9 protein-coding genes are annotated in these 21,926 nt (G+C 70.1%); 6 read left to right on the forward strand and 3 right to left on the reverse strand.

The annotated features are described in order from the left end of the window. Positions 1 to 8,757: non-ribosomal peptide synthetase (locus A5713_RS09810; protein WP_156751826.1), on the forward strand; the 8,757-nt coding region annotated here is incomplete at its 5' end. A gap of 18 nt (positions 8,758 to 8,775) precedes the next feature. Here A5713_RS09810 and A5713_RS09815 read toward each other — a convergent pair. Next, a complete protein-coding gene (locus A5713_RS09815) occupies positions 8,776 to 9,123 on the reverse strand; it encodes a DUF732 domain-containing protein (RefSeq protein WP_068095066.1) in 348 nt (115 codons plus the stop codon). A gap of 441 nt (positions 9,124 to 9,564) precedes the next feature. Between A5713_RS09815 and A5713_RS09820 the strand changes: the two genes are divergently transcribed. The 4 genes from A5713_RS09820 (at position 9,565) to A5713_RS09835 (ending at position 17,004) form a co-directional block, all read left to right on the forward strand. Beyond that, the gene (locus A5713_RS09820) at positions 9,565 to 11,370 is read left to right on the forward strand and encodes an N-acetylglutaminylglutamine amidotransferase (protein WP_068095069.1); all 1,806 of its coding nucleotides are present in this window, start codon (positions 9,565 to 9,567) and stop codon (positions 11,368 to 11,370) included. Beyond that, positions 11,367 to 13,160, forward strand: a complete 1,794-nt coding sequence (ngg, locus tag A5713_RS09825; RefSeq protein WP_067924470.1) for an N-acetylglutaminylglutamine synthetase — start codon at positions 11,367 to 11,369, stop codon at positions 13,158 to 13,160. Before A5713_RS09820 ends, ngg begins: the two co-directional genes overlap by 4 nt. Positions 13,161 to 13,215: 55 nt before the next feature. Next, entirely contained in the window at positions 13,216 to 14,703 is a 1,488-nt protein-coding gene (locus tag A5713_RS09830) for an MFS transporter (protein ID WP_068095071.1), read from the forward strand. Between the two features lie 123 nt (positions 14,704 to 14,826). After that, positions 14,827 to 17,004 carry a glutamine synthetase III gene (locus A5713_RS09835; RefSeq protein WP_068095073.1) on the forward strand — a complete coding sequence of 726 codons (2,178 nt, stop codon included), beginning with the start codon at positions 14,827 to 14,829 and terminating at the stop codon, positions 17,002 to 17,004. 3 nt (positions 17,005 to 17,007) lie between these two features. On the opposite strand, the gene A5713_RS09840 is transcribed toward A5713_RS09835, so the two are convergent. Both A5713_RS09840 and A5713_RS09845 read right to left on the reverse strand, forming a co-directional pair. Next, positions 17,008 to 18,567 carry a serine/threonine-protein kinase gene (locus A5713_RS09840; protein ID WP_068095076.1) on the reverse strand — a complete coding sequence of 520 codons (1,560 nt, stop codon included), beginning with the start codon at positions 18,565 to 18,567 and terminating at the stop codon, positions 17,008 to 17,010. A gap of 246 nt (positions 18,568 to 18,813) precedes the next feature. Further along, positions 18,814 to 19,881 carry an adenylate/guanylate cyclase domain-containing protein gene (locus A5713_RS09845; protein WP_231980320.1) on the reverse strand — a complete coding sequence of 356 codons (1,068 nt, stop codon included), beginning with the start codon at positions 19,879 to 19,881 and terminating at the stop codon, positions 18,814 to 18,816. 304 nt (positions 19,882 to 20,185) lie between these two features. Between A5713_RS09845 and A5713_RS09850 the strand changes: the two genes are divergently transcribed. Then, positions 20,186 to 21,925 (forward strand): patatin-like phospholipase family protein, encoded by a 1,740-nt coding sequence (locus A5713_RS09850; RefSeq protein ID WP_068095081.1) that lies wholly within the window; start codon positions 20,186 to 20,188, stop codon positions 21,923 to 21,925. Position 21,926 lies beyond the last annotated feature (1 nt).

A 21,926-nucleotide genomic window follows, 5' to 3' on the forward strand; every position in this document is an offset into this window, starting at 1 on the left:
CTCGTCACCCTCGACACCCTGCCCGTCACCCTCAACGGCAAACTCGACACCCGCGCCCTGCCCGCACCCGAATACACCAACTCCGGCTACCGCGCCCCGACCAATCCCACCGAGGAGATCCTGGCCGGCATCTACGGACAGGTGCTCGGCGTCGAGCGGGTCGGCATCGACCAATCGTTCTTCGACCTCGGCGGAGACAGCATTTCGGCGATGCGCGTGATCGCCGCGGTCAACACCGACCTCGACAAGTACCTCTCGGTGCGCGCCATCTTCGAAGCGCCCACCATCGCCCAATTGGCACCCCGGGTCGGCGAGGGCGCGGGAGGCCTCGCGCCGCTGGTGGCCGGCCCCAGACCGGCGGTGGTTCCGCTGTCGTTCGCCCAGAGCCGGTTGTGGTTCCTCGACCAATTGCAGGGCCCGTCACCGGTTTACAACATGGCCGCCGCCATGCGCCTGCGTGGTCGGCTCGACGCGCAGGCGCTCGGGGCGGCGCTGGCCGACGTGGTGGCCCGCCACGAGAGCCTGCGGACCGTGTTCGCCGCACCCGAGGGCACGCCACAGCAGGTGGTCATCCCCGCCGAGCGGGCCGACTTCGGCTGGCGGTTCATCGACGCGGCTGACTGGTCGGCGAGTCGACTGGACGAGGCCGTCAAGGCCGCGGCCCGCGAGACGTTCGACCTGGCCACCGATATCCCGTTGCGCGCCTCGCTTTTCCGCGTGGCCGGCGACGACCATGTGTTGGTGGCTGTCGTCCATCACATCGCCGCCGACGGTTGGTCGTTGCGGCCGCTGGCCGCCGATCTGGGCATCGCGTACGCCGCCCGCTGCGTGGGGGAGCCCCCGCAGTGGCCCGAATTGCCGGTCCAATACGTGGATTACACGCTGTGGCAGCGCGCGCAGTTCGGCGACCTGAAGGACAGCGACAGCCGCATCGCCGCCCAGCTGGCCTATTGGGAAGAAGCCCTGGCCGGCATGCCGGAGCGGTTGCAGCTGCCCACCGACCGGCCCTACCCGCAGGTCGCCGACCAGCGTGGGGCCACGGTGGCGATCGACTGGCCCGCCGACTTGCAGCAGCAGGTCACCGCGGTCGCCCGCGAGCACAATGCGACCAGCTTCATGGTGGTGCAGGCGGCGCTGGCGGTGCTGCTGTCCAAGGTCGGCGCGAGCAGCGATGTGGCGGTGGGCTTCCCGATCGCCGGACGCCGCGACCCCGCGCTCGACGACTTGGTCGGGTTCTTCGTCAACACCCTGGTGCTGCGGGTCGACCTGAAAGAGCTAGGCGGCGATCCCACCTTCGCCGACCTGTTGGACCGGGTGCGCACCCGTAGCCTGGAGGCCTTCGAACATCAGGACGTTCCGTTCGAGGTGCTGGTGGAGCGGGTCAACCCGACCCGGAGCCTGACCCATCACCCGCTGATCCAGGTGATGCTGGCCTGGCAGAACTTCGGTGGGCAGGACAACGACCCCGCGACCGGACTGGCGCTGGGCGACGTTCGGGTCAGCTCGATGCCGCTGGACACTCAGGTCGCCCGCATGGACCTGACGTTCTCGCTGGCCGAGCGCTGGACCGAGGCCAACGAGCCCGCCGGAATCGGCGGGCGGCTGGAGTTCCGCACCGACGTGTTCGACGCGGAGAGCATCGAGACACTGGTCGGACGGTTGCAGCGGGTGCTGGCGACGATGACCACGGATCCCGGCCGCTCCGTCTCGTCGGTCGACCTGCTCGACGCGGCCGAGCATGCCCGCCTCGACGAGATCGGCAACCGGGCGGCGCTGACCGCACCAGTTACCGCGCCGATGTCGATTCCCGAAGCGTTCGCCGCGCAGGTGGCGCGCACGCCGGATACGCCGGCGCTCGGTTGCGGTCAGTGGTCGTGGACGTATCGGGAGCTGGACGAGGCGTCGAACCGGTTGGCGCATGCGTTGATCGGCACCGGTGCGGGCCCGGGCGAGGTTGTGGCACTGATGTTTTCGCGTTCGGCCGAGGCGATCGTGGCGATCCTCGCCGTGCTCAAGACCGGCGCGGCCTACCTGCCCATCGACCCCGCCCACCCGGCGGCCCGCATCGGCTTCATGCTCACCGACGCCGCCCCCGTGGCGGTGGCCACCACCGCCGACCTGGCCCACCGGCTGGACGGCCACGACGTGGCGGTCATCGACGTGGACGATCCCGCCGTCGAGGCCCAGCCCGCCACCGCCCTGCCCGGGCCCAGCGCGGAGGACATCGCCTACCTCATCTACACCTCGGGGACGACCGGACTGCCCAAGGGCGTGGCGGTGAGCCACCGCAACGTGACGCAGCTGATGGCGTCGGTGGACGCCAGCCTGCCGGACGCCGGGGTGTGGTCGCAGTGGCACTCCTACGGCTTCGACGTGTCGGTCTGGGAGATCTTCGGCGCGCTGCTGCGCGGGGGGCGCCTGGTGGTGGTCCCCGACGCGGTGGTCCGGTCCCCGGAGGACCTGCACGCCCTGCTGATCGCGGAGCGCGTCACCGTCCTGAGCCAAACCCCTTCTGCCGCAGCCATGTTGGACCCGCAGGGCTTGGAGTCGGCCGCCCTGGTCGTCGCCGGCGAGGCCTGCCCGACGGACCTGGTCGACCGGTGGGCGCCCGGCCGCCTGATGATCAACGCCTACGGCCCCACCGAGACCACGGTGTACGCGGCGATCAGCGCAGCCCTCGACCCCGGTTCCCCGGTGGTGCCGATCGGCTCCCCGGTGGCCGGCGCGGCGTTGTTCGTCCTCGACGAGTCCCTGCGGCCGGTGCCGCCCGGGGTGGTCGGCGAGCTGTACGTGGCCGGGGCCGGACTGGCGCGCGGGTACTGGCGGCGCGCAGCGCTGACGGCGTCGCGGTTCGTGGCCTGCCCGTTCGGCGGGCCGGGGGCACGGATGTATCGCACCGGCGACCTGGTCTGCTGGGGCGCCGACGGGCGGCTGCAGTACCTGGGCCGCGCCGATGACCAGGTCAAGATCCGCGGCTACCGCATCGAACTCGGCGAGATCCAGGCGGCGCTGGCCGAGCTCCGCGGGGTGCGTCAGGCGGCCGTCGTCGCCCGTGAGGACCGGCCCGGCGAGAAGCGCCTGGTCGGCTACGTCACCGGGTCGGCGGACCCGGCCGAGCTCCGTACCGCCCTGTCCGAACGGCTGCCCGCGTACATGGTGCCGGCCGCCGTGGTTGCGCTCGACGCGCTGCCGCTGACAGCCAACGGCAAGCTCGACGTCCGCGCCCTGCCCGCGCCGGAGTACTCCGACGCCGATCGCTATCGCGCCCCGGGCAATCCCGTCGAGGAGATCCTGACCGGGATCTACGCCCAGGTGCTCGGTGTCGAGCGGGTGGGCGTCGACGACTCCTTCTTCGACCTGGGCGGCGACAGCATCTCCTCGATGCAGGTGGTGACGCGGGCCCGCGCCGCCGGCCTGACGTGCCGGACCCGCGACATCTTCGTCGAGCAGACCGTCGCCCGACTGGCCCGCGTGGTCGGAACGGCCGACGGCGACGACGGCGTGACCGACGAGGGCACCGGAGAACTGCCCGCAACGCCGATCATCCGGTGGTTGCAGGGCGTGCAGGGCCCGGTCGACCAGTTCAACCAGACCATGGTCGTGGAGGCGCCCGCGGGGACCGACGAGGCCGACGTGCTGGCGGTGTTGCAGGCCGTGCTGGATCGGCACGCCATGCTGCGGCTGCGTGTCGAGGACGGGTGGTCGCTGACGGTGCCCGAGCCGGGTGCGGTGGACGCCGCCGACTGCCTGCACACCGTGGAGGTGTTGTCCGCCGCGGCGGTGCTCGAGGCGCGGTCGCGGCTGAACCCGGCCGAAGGAGCGATGCTGAGCGCGCTATGGGCGGCCTCCACCCGCCAACTGGTGCTGATCATCCACCACCTGGCCGTCGACGGTGTGTCCTGGCGAATCCTGTTGGAGGACTTGAACATCGCTTGGGCGCAGCATCGGGGCGACCAGCCGGTGGCGTTGCCGCCGGGTGGAACGTCGTTCGCCCGCTGGGCCGCCCTGCTCAGCGAGCACGCGCACACCCCGGCGGTGGTCGAGCGGGCCGACGCCTGGAGGCGGATTGCGGCCACCCCGCCCGCGCTGCCGGCCGTGCACCCCGAGACCGACACGTACGAGACCGCCGAGCACCTCTCGGTGCAGCTCGACGCGGAGACCACCCGCACGCTGCTCGGGGAGGCGCCAGCGGCGTTCCATGCCGGCGTCAACGACATCCTGTTGATCGGCTACGCCCTGGCCTGGACGGAGTTCCTGGGCCCCGACCCTGCCCAAGTCGCGCCGATCGGCATCGATGTCGAGGGCCACGGCCGCCACGAGGAACTCGCGCCCGGAGTCGACCTGTCGCGCACCGTCGGCTGGTTCACCACCAAATACCCGGTCTCCTTGACGGTGGGCGAATTGCCTTGGGAGCGTGTGCTTTCCGGTGACCCGGCGTTGAGCGCGGTGCTCAAGGACGCCAAGGAACAGCTCCGGGCGCTGCCCGACCCGTTGACCTACGGGCTGCTGCGCTACCTGAACACCGAGGCCGGCCTGGATGGCCCCGACCCGACGATCGGCTTCAACTACCTGGGCCGGTTGGGCGGCGCCGCGGCCGAGCTGTCCGACGAGTTGTGGCGGATCTCCCGGGACGGCTCCTCGGTGACCGGCACCAGCACGGCGGTGCCCATGCCGCTGATGCACACCGTGGACCTCAACGCGGGCACCGCCGACACCGAGGACGGCCCGCAGCTGCACGCCAACTGGACGTGGGCTCCGTCGGTGCTGGACCGCGCGCAGGTGACCCGGCTGAGCCGGCTCTGGTTCGAGGCGCTGACCGGCATCTGCGCCCTCGTGCGATCCGGCGGGGGCGGGCTGACCCCGTCGGACATTCTGCCGGCCCGGTTGACCCAGCAGCAGATCGACGAGCTCGAGCGGCAAGCCCCGATCGCCGACGTGCTACCGCTGACACCGTTGCAGCAGGGACTGCTCTTCCACGCCACCACCACGCGGGGCGGCCAGGATTCCGGCGACCTGTATGTGGTGCAGCTGGACATCGGCGTCGTCGGCCCGCTCGATCGTGACCGGCTGCGCGATGCCGTGCAGACCGTGGTGAACCGGCATCCGCACCTGGTCGCCCGGTTCTGGGACCGGCCCGACGAACCGGTGCAGATCGTCCCCGCGAACCCGGCGATGGCATGGCGGTACGTCGAACTCGCCGAAGGCGGGGGCGACGGCGAGGGCCAGGACGACCGCCTCCGGGACCTGTGCGCCGCCGAACGCGCCGCGGTCTACGACGTCGCCCATCAACCCGCCTTCCGGGTCGCCATGATCCGCACCGCGGCCAACCGGCACCGGCTGGTGCTCACCATTCACCACATCGTGCTGGACGGCTGGTCGGTGCCGATCCTGGTGAACGAGACCTTCGCCAGCCTCACCGGGCAGCGGTTGGCCCCGCCGCCGCCGTATCGCGGATTCGTCACGTGGCTGGCCGAACGCGACCTGGACGCCGCGCGGTCCGCGTGGGGCGAGGTGCTCGCCGGCTTCGACACCCCGACGCTCGTCGCGCCACCGCACCACCTGGAGCCCGGCGCCCGGGGCCTCGAGACGTTCGCGGTCTCGGCCGACACCACCCGGGCGATCGCCGAGCTGGCCCGCTCCCGCCAGACCACGGTCAGCACCGTGCTGCAAGCCGCGTGGGCGCAGCTGCTGATCTGGCTGACGGGCAATCACGACGTCGCGTTCGGCACCACGGTCTCGGGCCGGCCGGCCGAGGTGGCCGGGGCCGAGTCGATGGTGGGCCTGCTGATCAACACGATCCCGGTGCGCGCGCACATCACCCCGGCAACAACCACGGCGGACCTGCTGGACCAGCTTCAGGGCGCGCACACCGACACCCTCGAGCACGAGCACCTGTCGCTCAGCGAAATCCACCGGCTGACCGGCCACGAGAAGCTGTTCGACACGCTGTTCGCCTACGAGAACTACCCGCTGGAAACGTCCGCGATGGCGGTCAACCACGAGCTGTCCATCACCGACTTCGACGTCTTCGAGCGCAACCACTACCCGCTGACGATGCAAGCCGCCCTGTCCGGCGACCGGCTCGGCCTCCGCGTGGAATACGACGCGGACGTGTTCGACCGGCGCACCATCGGGGCGCTGACCGACCGGCTGGAGCGGGTGCTGGTGGCGATGACCACCGACCCGGCCCGGCGGCTCTCCTCGGTCGACCTGCTCGACGGGCCCGAACACGCCCGGCTGGACGCGATCGGCAATCGGGCGGCGCTGACCCGGCCGGAGCCGGCGCCGGCGTCGATCGTGGACCTGTTCGCCGCGCAGGTCGCGCACCGCCCGGACGCGGTGGCGATCAGCTGGACCGACGTGTCCATGACCTACCGGGAGTTGGACGAGGCGGCGAACCGATTGGCCCATCTGCTGGCCGCGGAGGGCGCCGGCCCCGGGCAGTCTGTGGCGCTGCTGTTTTCGCGTTCGGCGCAGGCGATCGTGGCCATCCTCGCGGTGCTCAAGACGGGAGCGGCGTACCTGCCGGTCGACCCGGCCGCCCCGGTCTCCCGCATCGGCTTCATGGTCGGGGATGCCGTGCCGGTCGCCGCGGTCACCACCGGGGGATTGCGGTCGCGGCTGGACGGGTGCGACGTCCGGGTCATCGACATCGAAGACCCGCGAATCGGCGGCTGCCCGGACACCGCGTTGCCGGTGCCGGCGGCGGACGGTGTCGCCTACCTCATCTACACGTCGGGCACCACCGGCGTGCCCAAGGGCGTGGCGGTCACCCATCAGAACGTGACCCGGCTGATCGGCTCGCTCGACGCCGGCCTGCCCGCCCCCGGTGTCTGGACCCAATGCCACTCGTATGCCTTCGACGTGTCGGTGTGGGAGATCTTCGCCCCGCTGCTGCGCGGCGGGCGCGTCGTGGTGGTGCCCGAGGCGGTGGTGCGCTCACCGCGGGACTTCGGCGCCCTGCTGGTCGATGAAGGGGTCAGCGTGTTGACCCAGACCCCGTCGGCGGTGGCGATGCTGGACCCGGCCGGCCTCGAGGGCGTGGCACTGGTGATGGCGGGGGAGGCCTGCCCCGCCGAAGTGGTCGATCGCTGGGCGCCGGGCCGGGTGATGGTCAACGCCTACGGCCCCACCGAGACCACGATGTGCGTGGCGATCAGCGCCCCGCTCAACGCGGGGTCGGGGGCGCCACCGATCGGCTCGCCGGTGGCCGGCGCCGGGTTGTTCGTGCTCGACGCCTGGTTGCGGCCGGTGCCGCCCGGGGTGGTCGGCGAGTTGTACGCGGCGGGCACCGGGGTGGCCACCGGCTACCTCGGGCGGCCCGGGCTGACCGGGTCGCGGTTCGTGGCCTGCCCGTTCGGCGAACCCGGCACACGGATGTATCGCACCGGTGACCTGGTGCGATGGGGCGCCGACGGGCAGCTGGTCTACGTGGGCCGCGCCGACGAGCAGGTCAAGATCCGCGGCTACCGCATCGAACTGGGTGAGGTCCAGGCCGCGCTGGTCCGGCTGGACGGCGTCGACCAGGCGGTGGTGATCGCCCGCGAGGACCGCCCCGGCGACAAGCGGCTGGTCGGCTACATCACCGGGACCGCCGACCCCGCCGAGGCGCGCACCACGCTGGCCGGACGCCTACCGGTCTACATGGTGCCCAGCGCCGTGCTGGGGCTCGACGCGCTGCCGCTGACACCGAACGGCAAACTCGACACCCGCGCACTGCCGGCACCGGAATACACCGGCGGCGCGTACCGGGCCCCGTCGAACGCCACCGAGGAGATCCTGACCGGCGTCTTCGCCCGGGTGCTCGGCGTCGAGCGGGTGGGCGTCGACGACTCCTTCTTCGACCTGGGCGGCGACAGCATCTCCGCGATGCGGTTGATCGCCACCATCAACGCCGACCTGTCGGTCGACCTCGCGGTGCGCACCCTGTTCGACGCGCCCTCGGTGCGAAGCCTGAGCCGGCGACTGGCCACGGACACCTCGTCCGGCCAGGACGTCGTTCCGGTGCAGACCCTCAAGCGGGGCGCGGGCATCCCGGTGTTCTGCATTCACCCCGCGGGCGGTGTGAGCTGGCCGTACCAGGTGCTCGGCACCTACCTGGACTGCTCGATCATCGGGATCCAACAGGTGCGTGCGGGCGCCGAACGCGAACCGCGGTCGATCCGGGAGATGGCGGAGGTCTACGCCGACAGGCTGCAGGAGGCCTACCCGTCCGGGCCCTACAACCTGCTCGGCTGGTCGTTCGGCGGGGTCGTCGCACACGCAGTGGCGGTCGAGCTGCAGCGGCGCGGGTGCGTGGTCGCCCGGCTGATCCTGCTCGACGCCCAACCCACCATGGACGACGGGGCGGCCCCGCCGGAAGAGGCCCTCGGTGCGGGCCAGCTGCCGGAGGCCTCCCGATCCGGGCGGCTGTTCGACCTCCTCGCCGACAACCTCCGCAAGAACGTCGAACGCTACCGAGCTCACCGGCCCGGCGTGTTCACCGGGGACATCACCGTCTTCTCCGCCGCGCAGGACGGGGGCGACCGCAGCGCCTTCCTGTCGCGGTCCTGGCGGCCGCACGTGTCCGGCGAGATCCTCATGTACTCGGTCGAGTGCGGGCATGACGACATGTTGACCAGCGAGTCGGTGGGTCTGTACGGACAGCGGCTCAGGCGTTTGCTGGTGCTCGCCGAGCGCCGGCTCGAGCTGGCCCAGGATGCTCAGCGCGCGGCGGCGTCGCGGGAGGACAAGGTGTCCGGGGAGCGCGCCGGTTAGCGAATTCGACGCGGTGGCTCAGGAGGACGACGCGCCGACGCTGGCCTTGTGCTGGGGGCAATAGGACGCCACCGAGGCGCCGAGCAGGAAGGCGGCCTCGTGGGCCGACAGATCCGTGGCCCTGGCGACGCCCATCACCAGCGAGCTCGGCGTCCTGCCCTTGTCGAGTCCGGCGCACATGTTGTGTCCGGCGGCGATCGCGGCGCCCCGGTCGGTGACGACGACTCCGTGTCGCTGAATCTCCGCGATGAACGAATCGTCGTTCGGATCGGCGGACGCCGGCGCGGCGAAAAGCACCGCGGCGGATGCGAGGGCGACCGCGCCGAGCGCTGGCCAAGTCCCGCGATGCGCATTCTTTCGTGTCAAGGTCTTCCTCAATCTGCGGCCGGGCCGTGGTTGCCAGTGGTGGCTGAACGTTAACCAGAACCGAGGCGTGTTTCTCGCCGGAGCTAACCGCGCAGCTCACACAATTCGTCTCGCACCGCGGGGTCGGTTGGCGGTTCAAGGCCGGGTGCGCCGGACGGCCGCCTCAGGATGGAGATCGGAACCTGTTGCACGGCAGTCGGTTTCATCAGGAGGCAGCGGTCCGGGGGCCGGCCCACGGGCGGAACCCGCGGGGGCGGACGTCGCGACCGGCCCGGGAGCGTTCCGACGGCGAGAACACACCGCAACCAAGATTTAACCGTCGCGGGGCTCACCGCGCCCCAAATCCGATCCCGCGGGTGGCAAATCCCGGGCGGACGCCGCCGATCCATTTCACAGTGGCCGTACGGGCGCGCCGCGACCGCCTTCGGTATGGTCCAAGGAGTGTGCGGAGTCACCGGGGAGGTACGGCTCGACGGGCGGGTCCCCGATGTAGCAGCGGTGTCGGCAATGGCCGCCGTGATGACCCCAAGGGGCCCGGACGCGTCCGGTGCCTGGTCACAGGGCCGTGTCGCGCTCGGACATCGTCGCCTCAAAATCATCGACCTCAGCGAGGCCGGCGCCCAGCCGATGGTCGACTCGGAGCTGGGTCTGTCCATCGCCTTCAACGGCTGCGTTTACAACTACAAGGAGCTGCGCAGCGAACTCACCGGGCACGGCTACCGGTTCTTCTCGCACAGTGACACCGAGGTCCTGCTCAAGGCCTACCACCGGTGGGGCGACGACTTCGTCAGCCACCTGCACGGCATGTTCGCGTTTGCCATCGTCGAGCGCGACAGCGGCCGGGTGCTGCTCGGTCGCGACCGGCTGGGGATCAAGCCGCTCTACCTGACGGAGGACGCCCACCGGATCCGGTTCGCCTCGGCCCTGCCGGCGCTGTTGGCGGGCGGCGGCGTGGACACCCGCATCGACCCCATCGCGCTGCACCACTACATGACGTTCCACTCGGTGGTGCCCGCGCCGCTGACCATCCTGCGGGGGGTCCGCAAGGTGCCGCCGGCGTCGCTGATCGCCATCGAGCCCGACGGCCGGCGCACCACCACCACGTACTGGACCCCGGACTTCACCCGGCACGACGACCGCGCCGGCTGGTCGGAAACCGACTGGGAAGAGGCGGTGCTCGACGCGCTCCGCGTCGCCGTCAAGCGCCGGCTGGTCGCCGACGTGCCGGTCGGCTGCCTGTTGTCCGGCGGGGTCGACTCCAGCCTGATCGTCGGCCTCCTCGCCGAGGCGGGCCAGCACGGCCTGATGACGTTCTCCATCGGCTTCGAGGCGGCCGGTGGCGTCGAGGGCGACGAGTTCCAATGGTCGGACATCATCGCGAAGCGCTTCGAAACCGACCACCATCAGATCCGCATCGGAACCGACCGGATGCTGCCCGCGCTCGACGGCGCGATCGGCGCGATGAGCGAGCCGATGGTCAGCCACGACTGCGTCGCCTTCTATCTGCTCAGTCAGGAAGTGGCCCGCCACGTCAAGGTCGTGCAGTCGGGCCAGGGGGCCGACGAGGTGTTCGCCGGCTACCACTGGTACCCGCCGATGGGCTCACCGGCCGCGGCGTCGCTGGAAGGGGCGGTCGCCGAGTATCGCGGCGCCTTCTTCGACCGCGACCCGGCGGAGCTGGCGGGCCTGCTGGGGCCGGGCATCATGGCCCCGGGCGACCCCAGCGAGCGCTTCGTCACCGAGCACTTCGCGCGCGCCGGTGCCGAGACCGGCGTCGATCGCGCGCTGCGGCTCGACACCACCGTGATGCTGGTGGACGACCCGGTGAAGCGGGTCGACAACATGACCATGGCCTGGGGTCTGGAGGGCAGGGTGCCGTTCCTCGACCACGAGCTCGTCGAGCTGGCGGCGACCTGCCCCCCGCAGCTGAAGATCGCGCACGAGGGCAAGGGCGTCCTCAAACAGGCCGCGCGGCGGGTGATTCCCTCGGCGGTCATCGACCGGCCCAAGGGTTACTTCCCGGTCCCGGCGCTGACCCACCTGGAGGGGCCCTACCTCGACATGGTGCGCGACGCGCTGTATGCGCCGGTGGCCAAGGAGCGCGGCCTGTTCCGTACCGAGGCCGTCGACGCCCTGCTGGCCGACCCCAACAGTAAGCTGACCCCGCTGCGCGGCAACGAACTGTGGCAGATCGCCCTGCTCGAACTCTGGCTGCAACGGCATGGCATCACGGGTCCGGTGGCATGACCGTGGCCGATCCCCCCGGCGACCACACCGAGGCGATCACGATGGGCCTGCACGACGCCTCGCCGCCGGAGCTGGTGGAGGCGATGGCCAAGGATGTCGAGCTCGAGTTGGGCTGGGGCCGGCTCATCTTCGGCCAGACGTTCGCTGACTCCCAGCAGCTGGTGGAGGCGCTGCGCCGGGAGGGCCCCGGGCGCCGCGACATCTGTATCTACGCCCGCGAATCCCACGTGGTGGTGGCCGAGGCGCCGACGGAGCTCTTCATCGACCCCAGTCACACCTATCGCCTGCGTTTCGCCGACACCGCGCCGGAAGACCTGTCGGCGCCGCCGTTGGGCATCACCGTGCGGACACTGAACGACCCGGTCGACGCCGACGCGATGAACCGGGTCTACGTGCGCTGCGGCATGGTGCCCGCCGGTGTCGACGTCATCTGGAACAACCACCTGAACGTGCCGGCCGTGACTTATCTGCTGGCGGTGCGGGACGCGGACGGCGCCGTGGTGGGCACCGTCACCGGCGTCGACCACGAGTTGCTGTTCTCCGATCCCGAGCAGGGGTCGAGCCTGTGGACCCTGGCCGTCGACCCCGCGGCCGGGCTGCCCGGGATCGGCGCGGCCCTCACCCGGGCGCTGGCCGAGCGCTTCCGCAACGCGGGCCGCGCCTACATGGACCTGTCGGTCGCGCACGACAACGTCGCCGCCATCGGCCTGTACGAGAAGCTCGGCTTCCGCCGCGTCCCGGTGCTGGCGATCAAGCGCAAGAACGCGATCAACGAACCGCTGTTCAGCCCGCCGCCTGAGACGATCGACGACCTCAACCCCTACGCGCGGATCATCGCCGACGAGGCGCTGCGCCGCGGCATCTGGGTCGAGGTGCTCGACGCCGAGACCGGCGAGATGCGACTCACCCACGGCGGCCGCAGCGTGGTGACCCGCGAATCGCTGTCCGAGTACACCTCGGCGGTCGCCATGTGCCGCTGCGACGACAAGCGCCGGACGCGCCGCCTCGTCTCCGAGGCGGGCATCACGGTGCCGCGCGCCCGCCTGGCCACGTTCGACGAAGGCGACTACAACTTCCTCACCGAGGTCGGCGAGGTGGTCGTCAAACCGACCCGCGGCGAACAGGGGAAGGGCATCACCGTCGGCGTGACCGCCGAGAACGGTCCGCAAGACCTCGCCGACGCCCTGGCCCGCGCGCGTGAGCAATACCCGGACGTGCTGATAGAGCAGCGGGTGCAGGGCGACGACCTTCGGCTGGTGGTGATCGACGGCCGGGTGGTCGCCGCCGCGCTGCGGATGCCACCGGAGATCATCGGGACGGGGGAGCACAGCATCCGGGACCTGATCGCGGCCGAAAGCCGGCGGCGCTCCGCGGCCACCGGCGGCGAGTCCCGCATCCCGCTCGACGACCTCACCGAGGCGACGGTCGCCGAGGCGGGCTGGGCGCTGGACGACGTGCTGCCCCAGGGCAGCCGCCTTCGCGTGCGCCGCACCGCCAACCTGCACCAGGGCGGCACCATCCACGACGTCACCGCCGTGGTGAATCCCGAACTGTGCCGCGTCGCGGTGACGGCGGCCGAGGCAATCGGTATTCCCGTGACGGGCATCGACCTGCTGGTGCCCGACGTCACCGGCGCCGAGTACGCCTTCATCGAAGCCAACGAACGGCCGGGGCTGGCGAACCACGAACCGCAGCCCACGGCCGCGGCTTTCATCGACTTCCTGTTCCCCGGCCACCCGGGTCAGCCGGCGGCCTGGACACCCGAGGAGTCGCGCGCCGACCGCGGCTGAGGCTTGCCATCTGCTTCGCTTGGGTAATTCTGAAGATCACTCAGAGAGGAGCCAGATGAGCGGAAGCGTGCAAACCGGGACCATCACCACGCACGTGCCGGCGCGGCTGGACAGGCTGCCCTGGTCGCGATTCCACTGGCGCGTCGTGATCGGGCTGGGCGGGGTGTGGATCCTGGACGGGCTCGAGGTCACGATGGTGGGCAACGTGTCCGCCCGCCTGACCGAAAAGGGCAGCGGCATCGACTTGAACGCCGCGCAGATCGGCCTCGCGGCCGCGTTCTACATCGCGGGCGCCTGTCTGGGCGCGCTGTTCTTCGGGCACCTGACGGACCGGTTCGGCCGGCGCAACCTGTTCATGCTGACCCTGGCGGTGTACCTGGTGGCCACCGTCGCGACCGCCTTCGCTTTCGCCCCCTGGTATTTCTTCGTCGCGCGGTTCTTCACCGGCGCCGGCATCGGCGGCGAATACGCCGCGATCAACTCGGCCATCGACGAGCTGATCCCCGCCCGCCTGCGCGGCCGCGTCGACCTGATCATCAACGGCACGTACTGGCTGGGCTCCGCCGCGGGCGCGGCCGGTGCGCTCGTGTTGCTCGACACGTCGCACTTCGCGCCCAACATCGGCTGGCGGCTCGCGTTCGGCGTCGGCGCCATCTTCGGCATCTTCGTGCTGCTCGTGCGGCGCAACGTCCCGGAGAGCCCGCGCTGGTTGTTCATCCACGGTCGCGACGAAGAGGCCGAACGGGTCGTCGGCGAGATCGAGGAGGCGGTGCGGCAGGAAACTGGCGAGCCGCTGCCCGAGCCGCAGGGCCGCAAGCTGAAGATCCGCCAGCGCGAGGCGATCTCGTTCCGCGAGATCGCCCGGGTGGCGTTCAAGCTCTATCCACGGCGCGCGATCCTCGGGCTGGCGCTGTTCACCGGGCAGGCCTTCCTCTACAACGGTGTGACGTTCAACCTCGGCACGCTGTTGAGCGGGTTCTACGGGGTGCCGTCGGGGAAGGTGCCACTGTTCTTCATCCTTTGGGCCCTGAGCAACTTCGTCGGGCCGCTGGCGCTCGGGCACCTGTTCGACAGCATCGGGCGCAAGCCGATGATCACCGCCACCTACCTCGGCTCCGCGGTGGTCGCGGTCGTGCTCGCGATCCTGTTCGTGACCCAGCTCGGCGGCGTCTGGGCGTTCATGGGCGTCCTCGCGGTCGCGTTCTTCCTGGCCTCGGCGGGCGCCAGCGCGGCCTACCTGACGGTCAGCGAGATCTTCCCGATGGAGACCAGGGCGCTGGCGATCGCGTTCTTCTACGCGGTGGGCACTGCGATCGGCGGCATCACCGGCCCGTTGCTGTTCGGGCAGCTGATCAATTCCGGGGAGCGCGGCCAGGTGGTGTGGTCGTTTGTGACGGGCGCGGCGGTCATGGCGATCGCGGGTCTGGTCGAATTGCGGCTGGGCATCGCGGCCGAACGGCGCCCGCTCGAAGAGCTGGCGTTGCCGCTGACGGTCGAGGACGCCGACCACCACGAGCGCGACCACGGGGCGTCTTCTGTTTGAAACCATCGCGGCGATACCGGTGACGCGGGTGTAACAAATTCGCCATCGAGAGTTCCTAAAGTGAGCCGGTCCACCCGTCCGTCGAGGACAAGCGGTGGGCCCCCTTGAGCGATAGGAATTCCATTGAGCGGCAACGCAGTCCGCCTGCAGGCGATCAACAACGTCGAGGCATACGTCCCTCCTGCCATCAGCTTCGTCCCGGGTGAACTGCCGGGCGAGATCTTCGGCTCCAACGTCTTCACGAAGGCCGAGATGCAGGCGCGGCTGCCCAAGGCGGTGTACAAGTCGGTCGTGGCGACCATCGACAAGGGCGCCAAGCTCGACCCGGCTGTCGCCGATGCCGTCGCGGTCGCCATGAAGGATTGGGCGTTGGAGAAGGGCGCCACCCACTACGCGCACGTCTTCTATCCGATGACCGGGCTGACCGCCGAAAAGCACGACAGCTTCCTCGAACCCGTCTCCGACGGGCAGACGCTCGCCGAATTCGCCGGCAAGACCCTGATCCAGGGCGAGCCCGACGCCTCCAGCTTTCCCTCGGGCGGGCTGCGCAGCACCTTCGAGGCGCGCGGCTACACCGGTTGGGACGTGACCAGCCCCGCCTACGTGCTGGAGAACCCGAACGGCAATACGCTATGCATCCCAACGGTTTTCGTGTCGATGACCGGCGAGGCGCTCGACTACAAGACACCGCTGCTGCGCAGCCAGCAGGCCATGGGTGTCCACGCCGAGCGCATCCTGAAGCTGTTCGGTCACCAGGACCTGAACAAGGTGGTGTCCTTCTGCGGGCCGGAGCAGGAGTACTTCCTCGTCGACCGCCACTTCTTCCTGGCACGGCCGGACCTGATCAACGCGGGGCGCACCGTGTTCGGCGCCAAGCCGCCCAAGGGCCAGGAATTCGACGACCATTACTTCGGCTCGGTGCCCGAGCGGGTGCTCGGCTTCATGATGGACACCGAGCGGGAGCTGTTCAAGCTCGGCATCCCGGCCAAGACCCGGCACAACGAGGTCGCCCCCGGCCAGTTCGAGGTGGCGCCGATGTTCGAGCGGGCCAACATCGCCTCGGACCACCAGCAGCTGCTGATGACCGTGTTCAAGACGCTGGCCAAGAAGCACGGCATGGAGTGCCTGTTCCACGAGAAGCCGTTCGCCGGTGTCAACGGCTCGGGCAAGCACGTCAACTTCTCGGTGGGCAATGCGGAGTTGGGTTCGCTGCTGGTGCCCGGCGACACCCCGCACGAGAACGCCCAGTTCCTGGTGTTCTGCGCGGCGGTGATCCGCGCGGTGCACAAGTTCGCCGGGCTGCTGCGCGTCTCGGTCGCGTCGGCCACCAACGATCACCGGCTGGGCGCCAACGAGGCGCCGCCGGCGATCATCTCGATCTTCCTCGGTGAGCAGCTGGCCGACGTGTTCGAGCAGATCGCCAAGGGCGCGGCGACGTCGTCGAAGGGCAAGGGCACAATGATCATCGGCGTCGACACCCTGCCGCCGCTGCCGACCGATCCGGGTGATCGCAACCGGACCAGCCCGTTCGCGTTCACCGGCAACCGATTCGAGTTCCGGGCGCCCGGTTCGGGGCAGACGGTCGCCGTCCCGATGATCGTCCTGAACACCATCATGGCCGACTCGTTCGACTACATCGCAACGATTTTGGAGAAGGCCGTCGAAAGCGGCGAGGACTTCGACGCGGCGGTGCAGAAGCTGCTCACCGAGATCATCACCGATCACGGCGCGGTGGTGTTCAACGGGGACGGGTATTCGGAGAACTGGCAGATCGAGGCGGCCGAGCGCGGCCTGCCCAACCTGAAGACCACGCTGGACGCCATCCCCGAACTCATCAAGCCCGAATCGATCGAAGTCTTCGAGAAGTACGGCGTTTTCAACGAACGCGAGCTGCACAGCCGCTACGAGGTGCGGCTGGAGCAGTACGCGCTGACCATCGGGGTCGAGGCGAAGCTGGCCCTCGAGATCGGGACGACCGTGATCCTGCCGGCGGCCCTGCGCTACCAGACCGAGCTGGCCCAGAACGTGGCGACGCTGAAGGCCGCCGGGGTGGACCCCAACACGGCGGCGCTGGAAGCGGTTTCGGCCCCGCTGTCCGACCTCACCGCCGCGCTGGCGACGCTGCGCTCGGCGCTGTCGGACCACTCGGCGTCCTCGGCGCTCGAGGAGGCCACCCACGCGCAGGAGGCGCTGCTGCCGGCGATGGAAGCGGTGCGCGCCGCCGCCGATGCGCTGGAAGGCGTTGTGGCCGACGACTTGTGGCCGTTGCCGACCTACCAGGAGATGCTCTACATCCTGTGAGGGTCAGCCGTACGCGTCCCACCACGTATGCAGGTCCTCGACGGTGGCCGGGTCGCCGGAGACGTCGCTGAGCATGAGCTTCTCGTCGTTGGTCCAGATGACGTTCGGGTGGTTGTTGTAGGTGCCGCAGGCGATCAGGCCGGCCGTGTCGTTGGGCGTCTGGTCGTAGTGCCAGCTGATCGGTGAGCGTCCCTCGCCGGGGCAGTTCACCAGGCTGACGTTGCCGATGTCGTCGGTGAAGGCCCTCTTGAGCCGGTCGGGCGTGGGGAACAACCCGTAGGTGGCGTGGCTGGGGCCGCCGGGTTGGGTGTTCGGCCCGCACGTCACCATAGCCACCGCGTGCACCCAGATGCTGCCCGACTCCGGGGTCGCGGGCACGCACGTTCCCGCGAGGTAGCCGGGCGGCAGCAGGCTCATCAGCCGCGCCTGGTCGTCGTTGGGGGCGGCGCTGGACGGCGGCGGGGTTTTCGCGACCGTCGACTTGGCGTGCCGCTGTCCGCCGGGTTGCAGCAGCAGCCAGCCACCGACGGCGCAGGCCGCCAGGACGGCCACCGCCCCGGCCGCCACGATCGGCCAACGGTTGCGCTTGCGCGGCGCGGCGGCGGCCGATGGCGGCGCCGGCGCCTGTGGCAGCGGCGGGTCCGCCGACGTCTCGGTGTGGAAGCTGGTGGGCGGCGCACCGGCGGTTTCACCGCGCCGCAGGATCGTGTCGGCGCGCTCGCGTTCGGGGCTGCTGAGCGCCTTGTGTGCGGCATCGGCCAGGGCCCCGGCGGTGGGATAGCGTTCGATCGGATCCTTGGCCATGCCGCCGGCGATCACCGCGTCGAAGGCCGGGCTCACCCCGGATCCCTGCTCGCTGGGTTTCGGGATGGGCTGCATCATGTGCCCGGCGACCAACACGCCCGTGCTCTCGGCGGGATACGGCGGCGTCGCGGTCAGGCACTCGTAGAGCACGCAGGCCAGCGCGTAGACGTCGGCGCGAGGGGTCACCTCGTCGCTTGAAAACCGTTCCGGCGCCATGTATTTCAACGTTCCCACGGCGGTGCCCAGCTGGGTGAGCTTCTCGTCGGTTTTCGCGCTGGCGATGCCGAAGTCGACGAGATAGGCGAAGTCCTCGCCGGTGATGAGGATGTTCTGCGGTTTGACGTCGCGGTGCATCACCCCGGCCGCGTGGGCGGCATCGAGGGCCGACGCGACCTGGCGCACGATGGCCACGGCTCGCGGGGCGGGGAGCGGTCCGTGCCGTTCGAGCAGGCTGCCCAGGTCGACGCCCTCGATGAGCCGCATCTCCAGATACAGTTGCCCGTCGATCTCGCCGTAATCGTGGATGGGGACCACGTGCGGTTCCAACAACCGGCCGGTGATGCGGGCCTCGCGCTCCATCCGCTTGCGGAAAACCGGGTCCTGGCTGAACGTGTGCGACATCAGCTTGAGCGCCACCGTCCACTGCTTGACGGTGTGCTCGGCTTCGTACACCTCGCCCATTCCGCCGCGGCCGAGGAGTCGCTTGAGGTGGTAGGGGCCGAACATCGTCCCCACCCGCGACCCCTGCGCGCCGGTCATCGAGTGACTCCCATCGACTCACAACACCCTCGGGGGGCGCTCGTGCGGCCCACCCATCTCATCGCACGAAAAGTACAGCATCACCGTTCGGCATGCGATCGCGTCGGTCACCAGGCGGTATGGCCGGCTCGGCCCGCGCGGCGCGCGGTGTCCCAGGGCGGCGAATCATGATGTGCGGTAACGCCTGTCACGCCGGCCCGCCACCGATTCCTCGATCGGCCCCGTGGGGCCGCACGGCGTGGCGGCTCAGTCGGTTTGCACGGGCGTTTCCGCGGTCGTGTGACCGTCCCCCTCGGCGGTGGGGGGTCCGGCGAGGTCCATGCCGGGAACGGTTGTGGTTCCCGCGGTCCGGCGAGCGATGACGGGGAAGACGGTTTCCCGCCCACGCCGGCCCTTCAACTCCACCTTTTCGCCTTCGCCCCAGGTGAAGTGGCCGTCCACCGTGCTCCGGACGCCGCTCGTCACGATCACCGCGGCCCGGCCCTGGCGGCCCGCCAACCCGGCCAATCGGAACGCCACGTTGGTCGAATCGCCAATCACCGCCTCCACCGAACGTGTCATGGCCGCCAGCGCCACCGTGCCCACCACCACCCCCCACCCCATGCGGATCGGCGAGTCGTCGGGGCCACGCAACGGCAGTCCCGGCCCGAGTTCCTGGACGAGCCCGTTGGCGGCGAGTGCGAAATCTATTGCCCGCTCGGCGGCGTCGGCGAATTTGCTCGCCTCCCAGATCGCGAATATCGCATCGCCCGCGTAGTGGTTGAGCGTGCCCTGGTGGGCGCGCAGCACAGCGCCCACCTCGTTCCAGAGCGTGTGCAGGCTCCTGGCGACGACGCTCTCCTCCGTCACTTGGGAGATCGTCGAGTAGTTGATGATGTCACCGACCACCATCACCAAGGCGGCTTGGCTGATCCGGGTGCGTGTCAGGCCGTGGGGCATGGCGGCAGCGGCGGCGTTGAACCGTTGCGAGCGGAAGATCAGGGCCACGTCGCCGATTCGGATCTCGTCACCCGGGCGGATCGGCCGTGGCACCGCGCGCTCCAGGCGCATCCCGTTGACCATCGTGCCGTTGGTGCTGGTGTCGATGGCGAAAGCCTGGTCGGCGGCGGCGTCCAACCGGATCTCGAGATGGGTGCGCGAGATCTCCGGATCGCGAATCATCAGCCTGCGTGGTTCGCTGATCCCCGCGCATTCGCGGCCGATGAACAGCTGATCGAAAATGGGCACGCTGCGTTCGGAACCACCGTCGTTGACGACCAGGTAGCCGAGCGGCTCACCCGGCCCCCCACCGGGCATCTCGATCGCTGAAGTCATGGTTGCCTCGCCGCGTCTCATCACCTCGTGCCGGCGGTTTGCTGCGGACAATACCGCAAGGCGCCGCGGTGATCGCGGGAACCGAAGGCGTCCAAGCGGTGTGGCACCCCGTGGGTGAATACGGCGTGAACCGCAGGCGGCGTTCAACCCGGGGTTTGGCGACTAACGAGCGGCGTCTCGATGTTTCGACGGCTCAGCGCCACAACGACTTTCGATTGCCGCGGACGGCGACGCGGTCTGCCGATAAGCTCCCACTACACCTTTCCGTGATCGGTCGGAGGAGCGATGATGCGTCCGGCGGCTTATGAGCGCTAACCAGCAGTGGCATGCGGCCGACGCGCGGACCGCTTTGCGCAAGGTTCCGATACTGGCGGACATCGACGACGAACAACTCGACCGGCTCTGCGCCGCCGTGGAGCGCCGGCATGTTCCCGCCGGCGAGTGGCTCTTCCGGCTGGGCGACCCATCGGATGCCATCTTCGTGATCGACTCGGGCCGATTCGCGGCCTTCGGCGCCGACGGCAGTCTCCTGCGCGAGATGGCCTCGGGTGACTCGATCGGGGACCTGGGTTTGATCGCCGGGGCCGCTCGGTCGGCAGGAGTGCGCGCCATCCGGGACGGCGTCGTGTGGAGGATCGCCGCCGACGTGTTCACCGCGGTGCTCGAGAAGGCGCCGCGACTGCAGTTCGCGATGCTCCGGGCGATGGCACGGATGCTCCGCGAGTCGCGTTCCGTGCACGGTTCGCTGCGTCCCCGCGTGATCGGGGTGTTGGCCACCGGGGAGGTCGGCGCCGGGCCGACGGTCGACGCGCTCGTGGCCCGGCTGACCTGTTACGGCCGGGTTGACGCGCTCGCGCCACCGCCCGAGACGACGGCCGCGGCGGGCGGCGGCGGCGCCTTCGTCGAGGCGTTCAGCGAGGTGCTCGACCGAGTCGAGCGCGGCAACGACTGGGTGCTGCTGGTGGCCGACCGCGGTTCCGGCGAGCAATGGCGACGATACGTTGTCTCGCAATGCGATCGGGTCGTCGTTTTGGTGGATCCCACCCGTCCGCCAACCGACCTCGATCGACCCGACACCGGGCGGCCGATCCACTTGATCACCACGGCCGAACCCGACCCCCGCTGGTGGGACGCCTTGCATCCGGTGTCGCATCATCCGGACAGCGACGACGGCATCGCAGCCCTCGCCCGCAGGATCGCGGGCCGCTCCCTCGGCTTGGTGTTGGCCGGCGGTGGGGCGCGCGGGCTCGCGCACTTCGGGGTGTACGAGGAACTCACCCGGGCGGGGATCGCCATCGATCGGTTCGGCGGGACGAGCGCCGGCGCCATCGCGTCCGCCGCGTTCGCGTTGGGCCTGCCCCCAACGGAGGCGACCGCCGCGGCGCGCAAGTTCATCGCCCAGACCAGCCCCCTGAGCGACTACACCCTCCCCGCGGTGGCGCTGACCAGGGGAGCCCGTGTCGATCGGTTGCTGCGCGAGTTCTTCGGAAGCGCGTTGATCGAGCACCTGCCCAAGGAGTTCTTCTCCGTCTCGGCGGACATGATCACCGGGAACCAGATCGTGCACCGGCGCGGGCCGCTGTCGACGGCGGTGCGCGCATCGATTTCGATCCCTGGCCTCCTGCCGCCGGTGCCACGCGGCGAGCAGCTCCTCGTGGACGGGGGACTGCTGAACAACCTTCCGGCCGACGTGATGTGCGCCGATCAGGACGGTGAGGTCATCTGTGTCGACTTGCGTCGAAAGTTCGTGCCGTCCAACGGTTTCGGCTTGCTTCCGGCGGTCCTTCAGCCACCGCGCCTCGTTCGGCATCTGCTCACCGGGACCGACGCCGCCGTGCCGCCACTACAGGAGACCCTGCTTCGCGCCGTCGACCTGGCGGCCTCGCGCGGGGATCTGCGCGCACTTCCGCGGGTCGCGGCCGTCATCGAGCCCGACATCTCCGCCATCGGGCCGTTGGACTTCAAGAAGATCGATGCGGCACTGGAGGCCGGGCGGGCCGCCACCCGCGCGGCCCTCGAAGCCCAGCCGCACCTCGTCGCGTGAC

Source organism: Mycobacterium sp. E2497, assembly GCF_001668695.1.
Classification (GTDB): Bacteria; Actinomycetota; Actinomycetes; order Mycobacteriales; family Mycobacteriaceae; genus Mycobacterium.

Coding starts and splice junctions, on each gene's coding strand:
- ngg (WP_067924470.1), top strand. CDS start 11,367: ATGACCGTGGCCGATCCCCCCGGCGACCACACCGAGGCGATCACGATG.
- A5713_RS09830 (WP_068095071.1), top strand. CDS start 13,216: ATGAGCGGAAGCGTGCAAACCGGGACCATCACCACGCACGTGCCGGCG.
- A5713_RS09840 (WP_068095076.1), bottom strand. CDS start 18,567: ATGACCGGCGCGCAGGGGTCGCGGGTGGGGACGATGTTCGGCCCCTAC.
- A5713_RS09845 (WP_231980320.1), bottom strand. CDS start 19,881: ATGACTTCAGCGATCGAGATGCCCGGTGGGGGGCCGGGTGAGCCGCTC.
- A5713_RS09850 (WP_068095081.1), top strand. CDS start 20,186: ATGAGCGCTAACCAGCAGTGGCATGCGGCCGACGCGCGGACCGCTTTG.